Genomic DNA, 18532 nt, shown 5'->3' with positions numbered 1-18532 from the left:
CTTGTCGTCATTGCTAGACGGATATGAATTGAATTGCTTCCAAACGCCCTTGCTTCTCTTGATCAACCGCTTCCAGCAGTATCGTTAAGCTTCCTTCTCCGCCCTCATACCAAGCTCCCGGCAAGTAAAAGGAATCCGGGCTTCCGCCTGACATGACAGGCCTGCTCGCTTGGCTTGGCAGCCATAGTCGTCCAACGATCCTTCCTTCCAGAAACACTGTCATTTTAAGGCTAGTGCCGGAAATCTTCGCTCTCCAGCCTTTGCCTGCTTCTGAATTCACGGTAGTCGCATACAGCCATGCGGTTTCACCTGGCTCCAATGAGATGGGGAATTCGGTTGTTCCGCTTTGCGACCGCAAGCTTACCGCATGCTCTAGAAGCGCTTCCTCCTCTGCCGCATAAACTGCAAAGTTGTCGGCCTCTTGGCCTTCATACAAGTAAACCTGCCCGGATGGTAAACCGAGCACCCTCTCAACGAATACAGTAAGCTCTACGGATTGCCCTGCCGTCACATGCTCAGAGATATTAAAGTATGGATCAAACGGATGCACCTCGCCTATTTCCTTTCCGTTTACAAAGAGCCGAGCAAGTGATTGAATGCCTTGGAAATGCAGCGTCCACGAGTCTGCCGCTTCCGATGCACGGAATGTTTTTCGGTAATATTCGAAAGCCGGATGATCAGGAGACATCCAGCCGCCAAAGTTAACGATCGGCCACATGCTGCTATCAGGCGACTCGATCAGCTCCTTGCGCAAAATCCGATCCGCAGCCCGGTAAACACTCCAGTTACGGCTAAGGTCTCTAACCTCTGTAATGGCTGACAGTCCTTTAATCCCCTTCATCGCATGCAATCGAAGCCCGGGAAGCCTAGCATCGTCAAAGTTCGAATGTCCCCATATCTCCACTCTGGCAAGCAGCTTTCCATCTTGTAGGCCATTGCTTAAATGAAGATAAGAACTGCCTCCCCCAGCCACTGCCGTTCCCGCGTATTCTCCTCCCGCATACAGCGACACAACATCACTGCCTGAGCGAATAAGAATACCTTTTACCGCTTTGTCTTCAGGCAGTCGAACCATCGCTTCATACCAAGCATACCCTCGGTAAATTTCATGCTGTTCTAAGTAATCTGCTTTTCTTGAAGCGGATGGGCCTCTCTTATCCTTTTTATTCATAGGTGATGCCGCATCAAAAAGATTTAGGCGCCACTCAGCAGCAGCCATTTCAGTGCGATCCGAGTAATGGAGCGGCTTGCCATGATTAATGGTGTCATCAGCATCGTTTAACCCTTCTGAATAAAGCGCTTTCATTCTGTCTGTAATAAATAGCTTCAACGTATGCCCATCCGAAGTAATAATGGAACAGACGCTATCTTCTTTACCTTCAAAGGCGATCCTAACCTTGCCTCCCTCTATCGTTTCCACAGTTGCATTCAGAGCTTTCATATCCACCGCTGCATCTAGCAGCAATACAATTTCACCATAACCTTCTGTATGAAAAGCGAGACTTGCACCTGTATCATTTGTTTCTGCCATATATAGCTCCGCTGTCGAGCTCTCTAGTGATCCTTCTACTCCCCAATGCTGTAGAGGAACTTGAGAAGGCAGCGCCAGCGACCTGCCCGATTTGAGCTTAAAGCTGCTCGCAGCTTTTGTATTCGTATCATTCTCCATCACGATGGCTAGTTCTTTATCTTGATCATCTAAATTCGTAACAAATAGGAGTTTTCCGCCGCCCTTTAACTGCAGGGCATAGGGGCCAACAACTCTAACGCTTTGTCCAATCAGCTTCCAATCCGTGCTTAAGCCTTGGCTTTCTGCCTCAGCAAGCGGAGTACCGTAAGCTGCAATCATCCGTCCAAGCAGCCTGCCTTCATACGCTTCCTCGCGGATATGCCCTTCAGGAGAAATCATGCCGCCAAAATCATAGTCCGACGTCATAAACGCTAGCGGCTTGCCCCAATTGTTCGTCGCATTCGTGAAGCCAAAATCCGTTCCCGATACCTGCAAATACGGACCGAGCAGCTTGGCGCCGCAGGAGAGCAATCTACGTAGGAGGTAATGTGCCCGGTTCGTCTCCGTTACGAGCAGCGGATAACCTAGTTTAGCTAAGGTTCCACTGTAGTGAAGCACCTTGTCTTCAAATTCAGCCTCCCGATTATCTGGATAGAAATTACAGGTCGGCACCACATCCTCTGCGAGCCCCGATGCTTGCAGCAAGCCGCCCTGACCAGCACAAGCGAACAGCGGCACGGTTATTCCGTGATCAAGCACCATATCGCGCAGTGCACTAATATATCCTTTGGGGTCATGACAATCATAGAAATCGAGCTCATTATCCAGTTGAACACCGATTACCGTTCCGCCCTCACCTGCTTGATTCTGCTTTAGCAAAGGCAGGATGTGATCAAACCATTTGGAAACATAGCCGAGGAATTCAGCATCGTTATCGCGAAGCTTCAGTCCCTTCGTAAGCAGATAAGCCGGAAGTGCCCCTCCATCCCACTCCGAGCAAATGTAGGGGCCAGGTCTTGCGACGACGTATAGTCCTACTTCGGCAGCCGTTGTCAGGAATGCGGCAATGTCACGCTCTCCGCTAAAATCCCATTCTCCTTCAGCTGTTTCATGATAGTTCCATGGAAAATACACATCGATGCTGTTATACCCAAATGCCTTCAGCTGCTCCATCCTCTCCTTCCAAAGCGCGCTTGGAATACGGAAGTAAAACAGCGAGGCACATAGCAAAATATGAGGGGTTTCCTGAATCTTCACGGCATCCGCATCAAATCGCACGGCTGCTTTCGCTCCAATGTCCATGACCATGTCAAAACCTCCAACGAATTAGACTAAAAACCCGAAATGTGTAACCCGTTTCATGTAACCCGTTACATTTTTAGATAAAAATAAATACACGTCATGACCGGGATAAACAGAACGCAATTCTGTACGGTTCGCTGATGTGTATTTATGTGTTAGCTTCTGGAGAGAAGCGATCTCGCTGTAAATGTAACGGGTTACATTATTGTAGGTGACACCTTGTTATCTTTTCACATTTTGATTGTATTCAACATTGTAAGCGTTGTCAATAATTATTTAAAAGCGCAATTTTAAGCATTATTTTGCTTTGAAGGTGGAGCTGTAGACTCCCTTACAACGAGCTCCGGCCTTAATTTGGTGCTCTTATTCACTTTGTTTTTCGTAATCATTAGGTGGAGCAGCTCCGCTGCGTTCCGGCCTACCTCATAACATTTTAGAGAAATCGTCGTTAATTCTGGAATGCTGTTCGAGGCATAAGGAATATCGTCAAACCCAATCAGCGATAGGTCCTGCGGTACGCGAAGCCCTGCTTTGTGAGCAACTTTCATAACGCCGATAGCTACTAAATCGTTCGCGCAAAATATAGCGGTTGGTCGCTCGGGCAGCTCCAGCAGTTGATGCATTAGCTTCTTACCCGCTTCAACGGAAAAACCGCCATCGCGTATCCATTCCTTGCGAGTTTGGACTCCGTTTTTCTCCATCGTTTTCACAAAACCGCGAGTACGCTGAATCGTGTTGGACATGTTTTTGTACCCGCCAACAAATGCAATATCCGTATGTCCTAAGTCAATCAAATGCTGTGTCGCAAGCTCTGCGCCCTCCAGCTCATCGGCATACACACGAGTCATCCCTTCACCGGGGAGATTGCCGTTAATGAGCAGCAGCGGCACGCGTTTACTAGCTTCAACCACTTCGCTTACAAGATCTTTGCTTGGCTTAGCAAGGTTAATTCGTCCGCCTATCATCACAATGCCGTCTACTTGCTTCTCCATCAAAATACTCAAATATTGCGACTCCCGCACATATTGCTCTGCTGAATCTCCGTTCGTTGATACCGTATCGCATAGAAAAAAAGTGTAGCCTTTGCTGCGCGCTTCTTGATCCAAGCCTGACAAAACCTCTGGAAAAAAAGGGTTCGTAATATCTGGCAAAATAACGCCAATCATTCCCGTTTCCTTCTTAAACAGGCTTCTTGCAATGGCATTTGGCTGAAACTGATGTTTCGCAATTAACTCCATAACTCGCTCTCTGGTTGACTTTTTTACCGGAGCCGTATTATTAATGACGCGCGACACAGTGGCTACTGAGACGTTCGCTTCCCTAGCAATATCATATACAGTAACCGGCTTGATAGCAGCTCACTCCTCAGTCCAAAGTTCTATTCTTCAGTAGAATAACAGACTTTTGTTTAAATAGAAACGAACATTTCCTATTATTTACAACAAAAGCCAAGAGGAACTAGAGCGCTTCCCCCTAGACTCCGCTTGGCTTGTGCCGCTTATTTATTCACTTTTCTCCGAGTTACGCTCGATAGGCTGTCTTCGTTTTCACCATCTCATGTCTCCGCTTTATCCATACGCTTACGCCGGCTGCAGCCATAATCATCCCCGTGGCGACAAAGATCCAGTGGATGCCTACGGCCAGGCCTAACAAACCTCCGATGAGCGGACCAAGCATCGCACCGAACTGATTTGCGCTTGTTGTTAGCCCAAATGATCTGCCTCTAAACTGCTCATCTGTGCTTTGGACAACCAGCGTATTGACGATAGGCGCTATGCCAGCCATAAATAAACCGAATACGAATTGCACGATAGCGAAAAGCCATAATTGTTGTACAAAAAACTGCATGCTAATGATCGATCCCGCGCAGAACAGGCATACGACGAGAATCCGGTAGAAACCCTTCTTCTCACCAAGCCTTCCCCAAAGTGGCGATGCCAAAATGCCTGCTATTCCGATAAGCGAGAGCACAAAACCAGCTGACAGCTCCGCTCCTTGCAGCCCCCCTTGCAGCTTGGCAATATGAAGGGTAATGAGCGGCTGTATCATATTAATCGATAGCTGAACGATAACGAGCAGCAGCAGCATACTCATGAGTGCACGATTGCGAAAAGCCATCCGATAAGTGATTGGCTTTTCTTTTTTGGTTCCGGTCGCTGCCCCTTCAGATGTGTCCGCTTTTCCTTCCCTCACCCATACAATAACCGCCACTGTCGCAGCTAAAATAATAAACGCAGCGACAACAAAGGATCTGCGAAGTCCAAATGCTTCAGCCAACAGCCCGCCGAATAATGGTCCGAGAATACCGCCAGTCATCGTACCCGCTTGCATCATGCCAAGGCTCCAGCCAAGCTTCTCCTTCGGTGCAACTGATGCTACGATCGACATCGATGCTGGAACAAATCCACCCACAAAACCATGCAGCATTCGCACGCCGACGAGCTGCCATGGCGTTTGCACAAAAGCGATCAGCGCATAAATAATAGCTAGGCTGAGTCCTGCTCGTATGACCATTTTCCGCTTCCCATACTTGTCTGCAAGCATCCCCCATAAGGGAGCCATCACTGCTCCGACGAGGAAAGCTGAGGAATGCACAATTCCAGCCCATAGGTTGACGGAGCTTTCCGGCACCCCCAAATCGAACAGAAATAGCGGCAGGAACGGTACGGACATCGTATAGCTTGAGCTGCAAAAAAGAACGCCGAACCATAAAATCCACATGGTACGCTTCCATGGTTCCATACTCGGCAACCTCCAGTCTGCCTTGCTTTGCAATTTCCGTGTCATTTACACTATTAACCACTATACGCCTCCTTTACCATTTGTTCAAAAACCACTATAAGGTGCAAAAACAAGAAAACCCGAGACAAACCACGTCAAATGATGGTTAACGAGGTTATTTGCGCTTAGAGGGGCAGTCTGGAAAATGGCATCTTAATACCTAGAGGGCAGCCTCTCTATAATCAGCTGCCGCCATTTTATTACCAAATAACAGAAGGGGTGTCCCAAAAGTTAGAACCTATGTGTGCTTACTGCTCCATTTCCACCTCGAACAAACGCTGCTGTAACTCTGTAAGCGCATATTTGTTCTTACAGACAACAAACCTAACCTTTTCTTCAGCTTTAAGAACCTATGCATGCTTACAGAGAGATTTCCACCTCGAACAAACGCTGCCGTAACTCTGTAAGCGCATATTTGTTCTTACAGACAACAAACCTAGCCTTTTCTCTCGCTGTAAGAACCTATGCGTGCTTACTGCTCCATTTCCCGCTCGAACAAACGCTGCCGTAACTCTGTAAGCGCATATTTGTTCTTACAGACAACAAACCTAACCTTTTCTTCAGCTTTAAGAACCTATGTGTGCTTACAGCTCCATTTCCACCTCGAACAAACGCTGCCGCAACTCTGTAAGCGCATATTTGTTCTTACAGACAACAAACCTAGCCTTTTCTCTCGCTGTAAGAACCTATGTGTGCTTACTGCTCCATTTCCACCTCGAACAAACGCTGCCGCAAGTCTGTAAGCGCATATTTGTTCTTACAGATAACAAACCTATCGTTTTCTCTCGCTGTAAGAACCTATGCGTGCTTACTGCTCCATTTCCACCTCGAACAAACGCCGCCACAACTCTGTAAGCGCATATTTGTTCTTACAGATAACAAACGCTGTAAGAACCTATGCGTGCTTACTGCTCCATTCCTACCTCGAACAAACGCTGCCGTAACTCTGTAAGCGTATATTTGTTCTTACAGACAACAAACCTAGCCTTTTCTCTCGCTGTAAGAACCTATGCGCGCTTACTACTCCATTTCCACCTCGAACAAACGCTGCCGTAACTCTGTAAGCGCATATTTGTTCTTACAGACAACAAACCTAACCTTTTCTCTCGCTGTAAGAACCTATGTGTGCTTACAGCGAGAGTTCCACCTCGAACAAACGCTGCCGTAACTCTGTAAGCGCATATTTGTTCTTACAGATAACAAACCTAGCCTTTTCTCTCGCTGTAAGAACCTATGTGTGCTTACAGCGAGAGTTCCACCTCGAACAAACGCTGCCATAACTCTGTAAGCGCATATTTGTTCTTACAGACAACAAACCTAGCCTTTTCTCTCCCTGTAAGAACCTATGCGTGCTTACTGCTCCATTTCCACCTCGAACAAACGCTGCCGCAAGTCTGTAAGCGCATATTTGTTCTTAAAGACAACAAACCTAGCCTTTTCTCTCGCTGTAAGAACCTATGTGTGCTTACAGCTCCATTTCCCACCTCAAGCAGACGCAGAAATTCGCTCACCTACCATTTATTTAAACAAACATACATAGACCAAAAAAGAAAAATGACGGCACTGGAATAAGTTCCTGTGACGCCATTTTTTCAATATTTTTATGATTTTTAATTAAATCGAAATATCTCTTCAGCGAGTTTAACTCTTTTTGGACACCCTCTCTCTGCTACTTATCCGACGCCGCTAAAATATCGCCATAAGCCCAATGATTGCTAGCAACATCCTTCCACGGGGATGGTGTTATGCCAACTAGTTTGCCTCTGCCCAGCATTTTGTTGATCATGCTGACTGCTTCTGCACGCGTCAGCGCGTTATTTGGCTTAAAGCTTCCATCCGCATAGCCATTAGTGATTCCAGCGGCTTGCACATTTAGAATAGCTGCCTTCGCCCAATGAGTCGAAATATCGATAAAACCTGCTCCAGCCTTTGGTGCAGCGCCGATAAGCGTGGATATAAGCTTCGCCATTTCAGCGCGTGTCATTGCTTTTTCAGCACCAAACGTTCCATCTTCATATCCTTGCATTAAGCCCATTTTTGTTACTTTCGAAATCGCATCCTTCGCCCAGTTGCCTGCGAGAACATCATGATAAGAAATGTCCGCCGCAGTCGCTTCCTGCTTCACGATTCTTGAAAGAATAACCGCCATCTCAGCACGGGTAATCTTATTTTCCGGCCTAAATGTACCATCCTCATAACCATTCATATAAGCGGCACCCAAGCTAGAATCGGCTAAGCCCTCCACATGGACGAGTGAAAAAAGACTGAATTTGTCGACTGTGAATTGAAGGCCCATCTCACCCTTGTCGTTAAACGGTACGATTATGCCCTTCAGCAGCTGCTTCGTTCCGTCGCTGTGCTCGATATATACAGCCAGGTCCTTCCTGTCCGCTTCGCTCAGCTTCACATCCTTCAAAGGCAAAATGAGGGTTACATTGCCTTTTGGCAAATTCGTTTCAATGTTCATCGGACGGCCTATTATAGATGCCTCTTTATTTCCTGCAACGATCCTTAACATCGCTTCTTTATTCGCTCGACCCGCAATCTCTTGCTTCTTCGTTTCCTCCTTTACCGGTGTAAAACGAATGAATAGATCCTCCAGTGATGACCGAAGCAAGCCGCTAGCCACCATTATCTTAACGTTTTCTATCGATATGCCTAAATCAATTTTTGCATCTGCGAACACTTTATTTGCTTCCTTCGGCAGAGTGACAGAAGTTAGCATTACTTCATCCTTCGTATCAGGAATCGTGATATTAACCAATTTGTGTCCCGCTGCTGTGACACTGTCTACAGCTTTTTGCGCTTGATCAACAGTAATCGGTACATCATCCGTTTTCTTGCCATCCGCTTGTGTCGTACGCGTGATTACAACCTTAGCGGCATTTTCAACATCAATCGTGATAAGCTCCTTAGCTGGAGCATTCGTGGTTACGGGTGCCGATGTTGGTGTTATCGTTGGTGTTGCCGACGGCGTCGGCGCTATTGTTTCTTCCGGTGTTGCCGTTGGTGTTATCGTTGGTGTTGCCGACGGCGTCGGCGCTATTGTTTCTTCCGGCGTTGCCGTTGGTGTTGCTGACGGTGATGCTGTTGACGTTGGCGTTGCTGACGGCGTTGCCGTTGGCGTCGCAGATGGCGCTGTTGTTGGCGTTGCCGATGGCACTGTCTCCGCATTCACCTCAAACTTCACACCATCCACCAACATATACTCGCCGGATTTTTTAACCGCCTTAATCGTATGAGCACCATTTGCTAACCCAGATATGCTGTATACCGCTTGCTGGGTCAGTCTGCTCGCATGATGCGCGCTTACCGTTTCTTTAAATACATTGTCAACGTAGATGTCTATGTCACCTTGAGAAGATGACTTCGGCGCAATTAATGTTATGCCGGTTCCAGTAAACAAATATTCAACATAGTCGCCATCCGTCTCCGCAGCGTGCAGGTCATTTTGAAAATCGCCTTTATAGGAAATGGCTAAGCTCAACGCTCCATCCGGCTGTGCGGCAAGATATTCTTTTTTAACTGTAATCACACTACCTGATATCGTGTAATCACTGCCCGCCGCAAGCATTGCAGCGCCATTCGCAATACCAATCAGATTGCTGCCATCAATGCTAAGCGTTGTCGTTACATCGGCTTGTGCCGTCTTGTCAAAGCTTGCAGCATCCGGACTAATCATATCTGCAATTCTAAACTGTAATTGGTCTAACAGCATATAATACCCGGATTTCTTAACGACCTTAATCTTATGTGTTCCTTCAGACAATCCCTCAATACTATAAACCGTCTGCCTAATTTGCCGGCTAGTATTGTACGTGCTGATCGTTTGCTTAAACACGTCATCCACATAAACATCGATATCCCCTTGCGAGGAATCCTTCTCCGTTACGATCTCAATGCCTGTTCCCTCAAACCCATATTCAAAATAATCGTTGTTCGCCTCCGTGTAATGGACATCATCCTTGTAATCACCTAATCCACGGTTTCTGCCATGCTGCCATGCACCCTTATAAGAGATTCCGCTATCATCATTATTAATAGATACATAGCGGCCTCTAGACGTATCGCTTACTGCGATAGCCAGTATTTGCGCAGCTCCACCGCTAAAAGACAACGTCAGATTGGTCATTCCATTTGGCTTGGCCGCAAGGAATTCCTTCTTAATCGTAAGCTGGTCGCCCGACAACTGATAATCGATGCCTGCCTGCAAAGCCGCCGCACCATCAGCAATACCGCTCAAGCTGTTTCCGTTAAAGGTGAGCTTCGTCCAAATATCTGCTTGTGCATTCGCTCTTTTGTCGAAGCTTAATGCGCTTGGGACCATTGTGCTGTTCTGACCTGTCGTATCACTTACGACAATCGATAGGTTCTGTGCCATTCCGTGATCAAAGCTAAAGCTTAGATTCACCATGCCGAGCGGCAATGATGCCAGATACGCTTTATTAATCGTGACTGTATCGTCCAAAACGATATAATCGCTGCCTGCCGCCAACGTCGTTGTGCCATTCGAAATACCGACAAGCGTATTTCCATTCAGCGTTAACGTTGTTGCGATATCTGCTTGCATATCTTCCTTCTTATTGAAGCTGGCTGTGACTGGGTTAATTGTGCTGTTAGCAGCAGATGAATCACTTACAGCAATCACCAGCGTCTGCGTCGCTCCGCCATCAAAGGCAAAGTTCAAGCTCACAGTCCCAAGTGGCTGTGCCGCCAAATATTCCTTTTTAAGCGTCACCGCATTGCCATCAACCGTATAATCCGTGCCCGCTATCAAGGCTCCCGAACCGCCTGCAATACTGCTAAGGCTGCTTCCATCGACTGTTGTCGAAAGAGTAAAATCAGCCTGCTGCCCATCAGCCTTATCAAACATTCCACTGCTCGCGCTAATTAAATCCGGCACACTAATTCTCAGCTTATCAAGCAGCAGGAAGTAACCAGACTTCTTCACCGCTTTAAGCGTGTGGGTTCCGTTAGTGAGTCCTGTTATGTTGAATACTGGCTGCTGTGCCAGCCTTCCGATGTTGTAGGTACTGATCGTTCGCTGGAATACGTTGTCCATATAGATGTCTATTTCGCCTTGTGAAGGATCCAGCTCGGTAATGAATTCAATGCCCGTTCCCGTAAACGTATACTCAAAATAATCGTTGTTGTTCACCTCCGCATAATGCACATCATCCATATAATCGCCAAGTCCGCGGTTATAGCTGCGGTTCCAGCCGCCTGTATAGACAATAGACGGATGGTCATCATTGATGGAAATCGACCCGCCTACAGATGTATCCCTTACGACTAAGGAAACATGCTGCTCCGATCCTGCACTAAATGAGAAGGTTAAAGCCGTCGTTCCCATAGGAAGCCCCGCTAGATACTCCTTCTTAATCGTCAGCTGGCTTCCCGATACGGTGTAATCCATGCCGATTGCCAAAGCGTTTCCTTCATGCGCAGCGCCCGTTAATTCATTGCCGTTTAACGAGGTCGTCAGCGTAATATCAGCTTGAGAGGACAGCTTCTTATCAAAACTCACTGTTGCAGGAGTAACCCTGCTATCCCTTATTGTCGTGTCGGTTACGGTTATGGCAAAGGTCTGCGCTGCCCCGCCGCTAAACGCAAACGTTAAATTCGTAATGCCTGCCTGTCTTGCTGCTAGGTACTCTTTTTTAATCGTAACGGTATCACCTGATACGGTGTAATCCGTACCAGACGCCAGTACCGTTCCATTGTTAGTGATACTATTCAGTGTATTTCCGTTCAGCGTCATCACCGTCGCAGCATCAGCCTGCTCCGAAGCCTTCTTATTGAAGCTTGCCGCAGAAGGGCTAATACTGCTGTTTTGCGCTGTGTTATCGCTTACATCAATAATGAAATTTTGTTTGTCTCCGACTAGCTCCTGCCCGCCGCCACGAACCCAATGGCCCGAATATTTCATTCCGGTATCGTCGTCATTAGCAGCTGCTGTTCCGTCCTGTGCCACTACCTTGAACAACCTCGAAGCATGCGAAGCCAAATTTTCATCACTGTATCCTGTCGCAAATGAGCCCAAATCCTCATGGCTCCACAGATCACGGACAGTGGCTGGACCGGTGATGCCAATATCACTCCAATTCACGTTAACCGTCGCAGCAGAGCTTCCGAGATTAAAGAATCCCACCGTATAGCTTCCGTCACCATTATTCGCATACCACACCTGCTGCTCCGTCGCTGTCGATACAGGATGCCCCGGCCTGCCAGCCTGATTGACCGCGATTACTTCTTCATTCGTCAACAGCTCGATGCCGTAATCGTCCAACTTTGTCATGTCATTACCGATGTATAATTGCGCCGATGAAATCGCCCAGAACGACATCGCCGACATCCGCTCGTCCTTCGTGATGCCATCCATTGTTCCATTTCCGATATTCAATGAATCAAAATCATTCCAGCCGCCTGGACCTGCATGACGCCAGAACTGCTCTGCTTTCGGGAATAATCTAGCGATATTAGGCCAAGCCGTTAAACCCCCGTTGCCGCAGTAGCATTCGATGTCCCAGTCCACACGCCATCCGTTTGCATACTGCTTCCAGTAATCGATGTATTTGATATCAAGCGCCCAGGAAAGCTCCAGCCAAATTTGGTGGGGAGCCAGCGCCTGCGACCAAGCCTTTACATCGTCACGCGCATCCAGCGAAAGGTCAGAAATACCTGAGCCTGGCGTCACGCTGTCAAATTTCAAAAAGTCGATGCCCCATTCTCCATAAAGGTCGGCAATTGAATTTATGTAGCTCTGCGCGCATGGCTGGTTGAAATCTATTTTGTAGCCAAGCCCCCAATAATCCGACTCCTGAATCGGCTGAGCCGCGATGTCCTTCATCGAGCAGCCGGGAGCGCCATAGATCGGCAGATCCTGATCATACGCTTGCGGCGATAAACCTGGAATGCCATACAAGCCGATCTTTTGCCCATTCGCATGGACGTAATCAATCACCTCTTGAAAGCCATTCGGATATAAAGTTGTACTCGGGATTGGCCGCCCATACTCGTCCATTCCGCCATTCCATGCCGCATCGATATTAATATACTCGTAGCCATAAGGCTGAAGTTTCTCATGCATCGCATCCGATTGCGCTTTAATATTGTCTGCGTTAATCCACTGCCCATTGCCCGTATAAACCTGCAAGCTGTAGCTGCTCCATCCCATATAAGGCTTCGCAGCTAATCCATTATTCGCCGCCTCCACTACATCCGGTTTTGGTATCACGATTCCCAGCTGCGTAGTAATCATCACAACAATTAGCAGCCATAAACGTGATTTCTTCATTATTTGCGTCATTATTTAGCTCCTTTGTTTATGAAATAGGATCAGGCTTTTATTTCGCAATAAAGAACCTGACCCTTTGAAGCCACTATTATTTAAATGATTGGTCGTACGCTTTTTGCAAAATTTCAAGATAACGATCGATCTTCAGATCCTTGAGTCCCTTCACGTAACCGTCCCAATCCTTCTCCAGCGATTTATTTCCGGTAATGAATTGAAGCGCATTTTGCTCAATAAACGACTTAATGTTTGTTTGCAAAATGCTTGCCTCATCGATTTCCGCTGAATCAATCCAAATCGCCCACAATGGGAAAAGTTCCTTCGGCTCATGGCCTTGGTACAGTAGCGTCGCTTGGTACAATCTGCGCTCATAGTTGGCGGAATCATAAATATCCGTACCTTGAACCCAGCTGTCTCGGTATTCCCTTGGCATGTAGAAGTGAGCCGTTCCGCTCCAACCTGCATTACGAGGCGCTTCGCCTTCAACCGCAGGAATCGTTGCTACCTTCGGTGTAACGCCTTCTCCAAGCGCTACCTCGCCTTCCTTCGGCTTTCTCCAGTCGATGCCTTCCATGCCGGAAGCGCCATTCGTTTGTCCTTCTTCTGTAAACATGTAATCCACCAATTTAATAAGCGCAATTTTTTGTTCTTCAGATGCTTTATTTGTGATTACAAATTTTGCTCCCGGCGCAACGCCGCCGCCATCATGAGTCGCGAACGAGCCATGTGGTCCTGTAAGCGGAGGTACGGGGTTGTAATCAGCTGAGTTTTTGTTGCCTACATCGATGTTTACGAAGATAGCAGGATGCATGCCGGCGCCAGCGCCCAAAATTTGAGCATCGCCATTTTCGCCAATCTTTTTGAAAGCTTCCGCGTTTTGTGCAAAGGCGCCCGGATCGATTAAGCCTTCATCGTATAACAATTTAATATACGTTAAGCCTTCTCTCCATTCCGGCTTAAGCGCAGCCGACTCTACTTTGCCATTGGTTAGATTCAAGTAATTCCGGTCATCGTCATAGACAAAACCATTCATGAGGAATGGAATGACGCGTACGCCAAAATCCTCAATTGAACCGCTGAGCGGCACTTCATCAGCAATGCCATTGCCGTTTGGATCTTGTGTTTTGAATGCTTTCAATACAGTTTTAAACTCTTCAGGCGTTTTGGGCATTTCCAGCTGCAATTTATCCAGCCATTTCGTATTCAACCACATTTTGTTTGGATACGAGCAGTGGAAGCACTGGCTGTAAGCGACAAGTCCGTAAATATTGCCATCGGGTGCCGTGTTGAACGCTCTTAAGTCAGAGTTATTTTCCATGGCTGCTTTGATGTTTGGCGCATATTGCTCGATCAGATCGTTCAGAGGCACCAGCACCCCTTGTTTTCCATACTTCACAACATCAGCCTGCGTGAATTGATCAATATAGCCAGGAAGCATATACGCATCCGGGTAATCTCCGCTCGCTAATGAAATTTGACGTTTTTCCTTCGCGCCATCCGGAGGTGTCGTTTCAAATTTAAGTTTGATGTTGAATTTCTCTTCTACAAATTTGGTAAATTTATTCGTTGCCATATCGATATTCGGTTCTTGTACCGCAAATATCGTAATTTCAACCGGTGCGGTTGCTCCCGTCTCTTCCGATTGTTCCTTTGGCGTATTTGTTGCCTTATTAGTGTTGGAAGTTCCTTTATTATTCGAGCACGCGGCAAGCACCAAGCTGATCATCAGCATGATTGCGAGCAAACTTACGAGTCTCTTTTTCAAATGTATCGCTCCCTTTTTCGATTTGTGCCATACTTTTGTATTGCAATTACACTACAAATGAACCACCTCCTCTCATCCAAACCAGCGCAGTCTCTGCCTCTTTCCGGTTAGCCTTTAACAGAACCAACCAGCATCCCTTGTACGAAGTAACGCTGTACGAAAGGGTAAATAATGAGAACTGGCAGCGTAGCGACTACGATCAACGAATATTTGAGCAGCTCTGACAGCTGCTGCCTTTCCACTTGCTTCAAGGCATCCGTTACGCTTGCGCTGTTGTTCATAATGATGATGCTCCTCAGAACGAGCTGAAGCGGAAACAACTTCGCTGATTTCAGATAGATTAAGGCATCGAAGTAGGCATTCCACTGACCTACGCCATACATTAGGAAAAGCACAGCAAGAATAGGCTTGGATAACGGAATAACCACGCTTCGCATAAATCGGATGTCGCTGCAGCCATCGATCTCGCTTGCTTCAAACAATTCATCTGGAATGGACGACTGGAAGAAGGAGCGTGCAATAATGACCTGCCATACCCAAACGGCATTCGGAATGAGCAGCGCCCACCGCGAATCGATCATGCCAAACTCCTTCACCACCATGTACGTCGGAATCAAACCGCCGCTGAAGAGCATGGTGAACGTAATGAGCATCATAATGACGCTGCGGCCAAAAAAGGATTTGCGCGACATCGGATACGCAATCATGACCGTAAGCGTTACGCTGATTAACGTTCCTGCTGCGGTATAGAATAGCGAGTTCCCGTACCCTCTCATAATTTCAGGCGTATCGAACAGAACCTTAAAGCCCTTAAAGGAAATATCAACAGGCCACAGCCAGACACGGCCTGAAGTAACGGCTGCCGGGCTGCTGATCGAGCTGCTGATAATATAAATGAGCGGATAAATAACCGCAATCAACACAACCGCCAATATGGCATAAATAATGAACAAAAAAATCTTATCGCCTGTTGAATCCTTAATCGTTTGTCTGATTGGTGCCTGCGATGCTATCTTCGTTGATGCCATAGGCGCACTCCCCTTTTACCAAATGCTTGATTTCATAAACCGTTTGGCCAAACCGTTAACCGTGAACAGCAGCAAGAGATTGATGAATGAATTAAACAAGCCTACCGCTGTAGCGAAGCTGTAATTGGCATTTAAGAGCCCAATTTTGTACACGTATGTGGCGATTATTTCGGAATTAACGATATTGAGCTGATTTTGCAGCAAATAAATTTTCTCGAAGCCAATCGCCATTACGCTGCCTACATTTAAAATGAGAATGATCGTAATCGTCGGCAAAATGCCCGGCAAATCAACGTGGACGATTTTCTGAAAACGCGAAGCGCCATCCACTTTGGCAGCCTCATAGAGCATAGGATCTATGCCCGCAAGCGCCGCCAAATAAATGACCGCGGAATAACCAGCCGTCTGCCAAATATCCGACCAGACAAAGATCGATCGGAACATGCTGGCTTCACCAAGGAAGTTGACTGAATCCATGCCGAAGTAGTGGAGCGCCACATTCACAAAGCCAAGCCGCGGCGCCAGAAACATCATAATGATCGAAACCATAACGACTGTAGATATGAAATAAGGAGCGAAGGTGACCAGCTGTACAAGCCGTTTGAAACGGCCATTTCGCACTTCATTAAGCATCAATGCCAAAATAATTGGAATCGGAAACCCCGCGAGCAATAAATAACCGCTGACGTATATGGTGTTCTTGACCAGAGTCCAGAACATCGGATTTTCAAAAAAAAGCCTGAAGTTTTTGAGCCCGACCCATTCGCTGCCCCAAATGCCTTTGATGACGTTGTAATCCTTAAAGGCAAGCACCGCATTCAGCATCGGGTAATATTTAAAAATAAGAAAAAACAATACAGGCGGTATAATGATAAGGTACAGCTGCCAATGCTTCTTGAAGCTTCTGCTCGCTTCATCCGCAAGGCTGCGCTTGCTCTTTTGCTTCAACAGCTTGTTATTCAATACAATCTCTTTTTCCAGAACAATCCCCCCTAGGTAGCTAATGGCCGATGAAATGACAGCGCTTTCTATACGATGATCATAGTAGAAATCCACATTATCCAAACAGGTACATTTGCGTCTTTTAACGTACAATAACCCCTGTTTTCAGGGGGCAAATCGCCGCAGCGGCGTACAATTTTCAGGATTGCTGCTAATAAACGCCAAAAAAACCCGACTGCTTGGGCAGTCGGGTTCTTTCTTATGCATTTCTAGTGCATAGGTTTGTTTTGGTCATATGCTTTTTGCATGATTTCAATAAAACGATCAACCTGCATATTCTCCAGTCCGCTCACATAGGTATCCCAATCCCTATCCAAATCCAAGTTCCCGGTAATAAATTGAAGCATGCTTTGATCAATGTAATTCATCAAATTTGTGCTCAGCATCCCCACTTCATCCGCTTGTGCCGAATCAAGCCAAATGTTCCACACCGGAAACATTTCGTCAGGCTCATGTCCCTCATACAGCAGAGTCGCTTCAATAAGCCTTCGCTCATAGCCGTCGGGCGCGTATATGTCTTTGCTTGCGACCCAGCTGTCTCGATAATCTCTTGGCATATAGAAATGCGCCATCCCGCTCCAGCCGGTGTTCTTTTGCTCAGTGCTTTCGATGGGGATCAGCGTTGCAAATTTGGGCTCCAGCCCTTCACCAAGCGCAGCCTCACCAGCTGTCGGCTTTCGCCAGCCTACGCCTTCAAGACCCGATTGCGCTAGCGTTTGTCCTTCCGGCGTGTACATGTAGTCAACCATTCGAATTAAGGCAATTTGCGCTTCCTTGCTCGCCTTATTCGTAATGACAAATTTAGCTCCCGGTGATATGCCGCCGCTGGCAAAGGTAGCATAGGAAGCATACGGCCCCGCAAGCGGCGGCAGCGGTGCATAATCCTTCGTTCGCTCACTCACGAAGATAGCAGGATGCATGGCTGCAGCTGCGCCGAGAATATCAGCATTTGCATTGTCTCCAGCTTTTTTTAGCGCCTCGGCATTTTGAATAAAGGCTCCCGGATCAATTAAGCCCTCATCATAAAGTGACTTAATATAAGCAATCCCTTCCTTCCATTGCGGCTTATTGGCCGCTGTATCCACCTTCCCATGATTCATATACAAATAATTGCGGTCGTCATCATAAATGAAGCCATTCATCAAATAAGGAACAATATGAACGCCAAAATCTTCCGTCGAGCCGCTCAGCGGAACTTCATCCAATAAACCATTTCCGTTCGGGTCGTTTTGCTTGAACGCTCTCAGCATCTCTTTAAATTCGTCTGTCGTTTTGGGCATATCAAGCCCTAATCGCTGAAGCCACTTCGTGTTTACCCACATTTTGTTTGGATAGGAGCAGTGGAAGCATTCACTATAGGCAACAAGCCCATAAATATTGCCATCAGGCGCCGTATTCAAAGCCTTAAGCTTCGGGTCCTTTTCCATTGCTGCTTTAATGTTCGGCGCATATTGCTCTACAAGCTCATTTAACGGCAGAAATACGCCTTGCTTGCCATACTTCAACAAATCGGATTGTGAGAACTGGTCAATGTAGGCCGTTAAAATATAAGCATCAGGAAAATCGCCGCTTGCAAGTGAAATTTGCCGCTTCTCCTTCGCGCCGTCCATCGAAATAATGTCCCAATTAAATTTGATATTAAATTTATGTTCAAGCAGCCTCGTAAAATCATTTGTTTTCAAATCGATGCTGGTATCCTGCTGGGCGAAAACATTAATCTCAACCGGCTTGTCTATGGAAGTAAGCGAGGCTGCATCCGTATGAGCTGGCTCATTGCTCTGCGAGCATGCGGCAAGCAGTAAAACTACAAGAAGTATAAGCGCAGATAGGCCTGCGATTCTTTTCTTCAC

At 46.9% G+C, this 18532-nt stretch carries 8 protein-coding genes; all 8 read right to left on the bottom strand.

What is annotated here, in order from left to right:
* Window positions 1-13: 13 nt before the first annotated feature.
* Window positions 14-2818, bottom strand: coding sequence for a beta-galactosidase (locus ACIFSR_RS24215; RefSeq protein WP_430060582.1), 2805 nt, complete (start codon window positions 2816-2818; stop codon window positions 14-16).
* A 284-nt stretch (window positions 2819-3102) separates the two neighbouring features.
* A complete protein-coding gene (locus ACIFSR_RS24210; RefSeq protein WP_339209769.1) occupies window positions 3103-4164 on the bottom strand; it encodes a LacI family DNA-binding transcriptional regulator in 1062 nt (353 codons plus the stop codon).
* 169 nt (window positions 4165-4333) lie between these two features.
* Entirely contained in the window at window positions 4334-5554 is a 1221-nt protein-coding gene (locus ACIFSR_RS24205) for an MFS transporter (protein WP_430060579.1), read from the bottom strand.
* A gap of 1708 nt (window positions 5555-7262) precedes the next feature.
* Window positions 7263-12902 (bottom strand): X2-like carbohydrate binding domain-containing protein, encoded by a 5640-nt coding sequence (locus tag ACIFSR_RS24200; RefSeq protein ID WP_430060576.1) that lies wholly within the window; start codon window positions 12900-12902, stop codon window positions 7263-7265.
* Window positions 12903-12978: 76 nt separating this feature from the next.
* Window positions 12979-14652, bottom strand: a complete 1674-nt coding sequence (locus ACIFSR_RS24195; RefSeq protein WP_430060573.1) for an extracellular solute-binding protein — start codon at window positions 14650-14652, stop codon at window positions 12979-12981.
* Window positions 14653-14759: 107 nt separating this feature from the next.
* On the bottom strand, window positions 14760-15680 hold the full coding sequence (locus tag ACIFSR_RS24190; RefSeq protein ID WP_339205215.1) for a carbohydrate ABC transporter permease: 921 nt from the start codon (window positions 15678-15680) through the stop codon (window positions 14760-14762).
* A 15-nt stretch (window positions 15681-15695) separates the two neighbouring features.
* Entirely contained in the window at window positions 15696-16649 is a 954-nt protein-coding gene (locus tag ACIFSR_RS24185) for an ABC transporter permease (RefSeq protein ID WP_430060707.1), read from the bottom strand.
* 242 nt (window positions 16650-16891) lie between these two features.
* Entirely contained in the window at window positions 16892-18532 is a 1641-nt protein-coding gene (locus ACIFSR_RS24180) for an extracellular solute-binding protein (protein ID WP_430060570.1), read from the bottom strand.

The organism is Paenibacillus sp. NRS-1760 (genome assembly GCF_050467785.1).
In the GTDB taxonomy this organism is placed as follows: domain Bacteria; phylum Bacillota; class Bacilli; order Paenibacillales; family Paenibacillaceae; genus Pristimantibacillus.
This window is presented reverse-complemented; position numbering and strand designations above follow the sequence as displayed.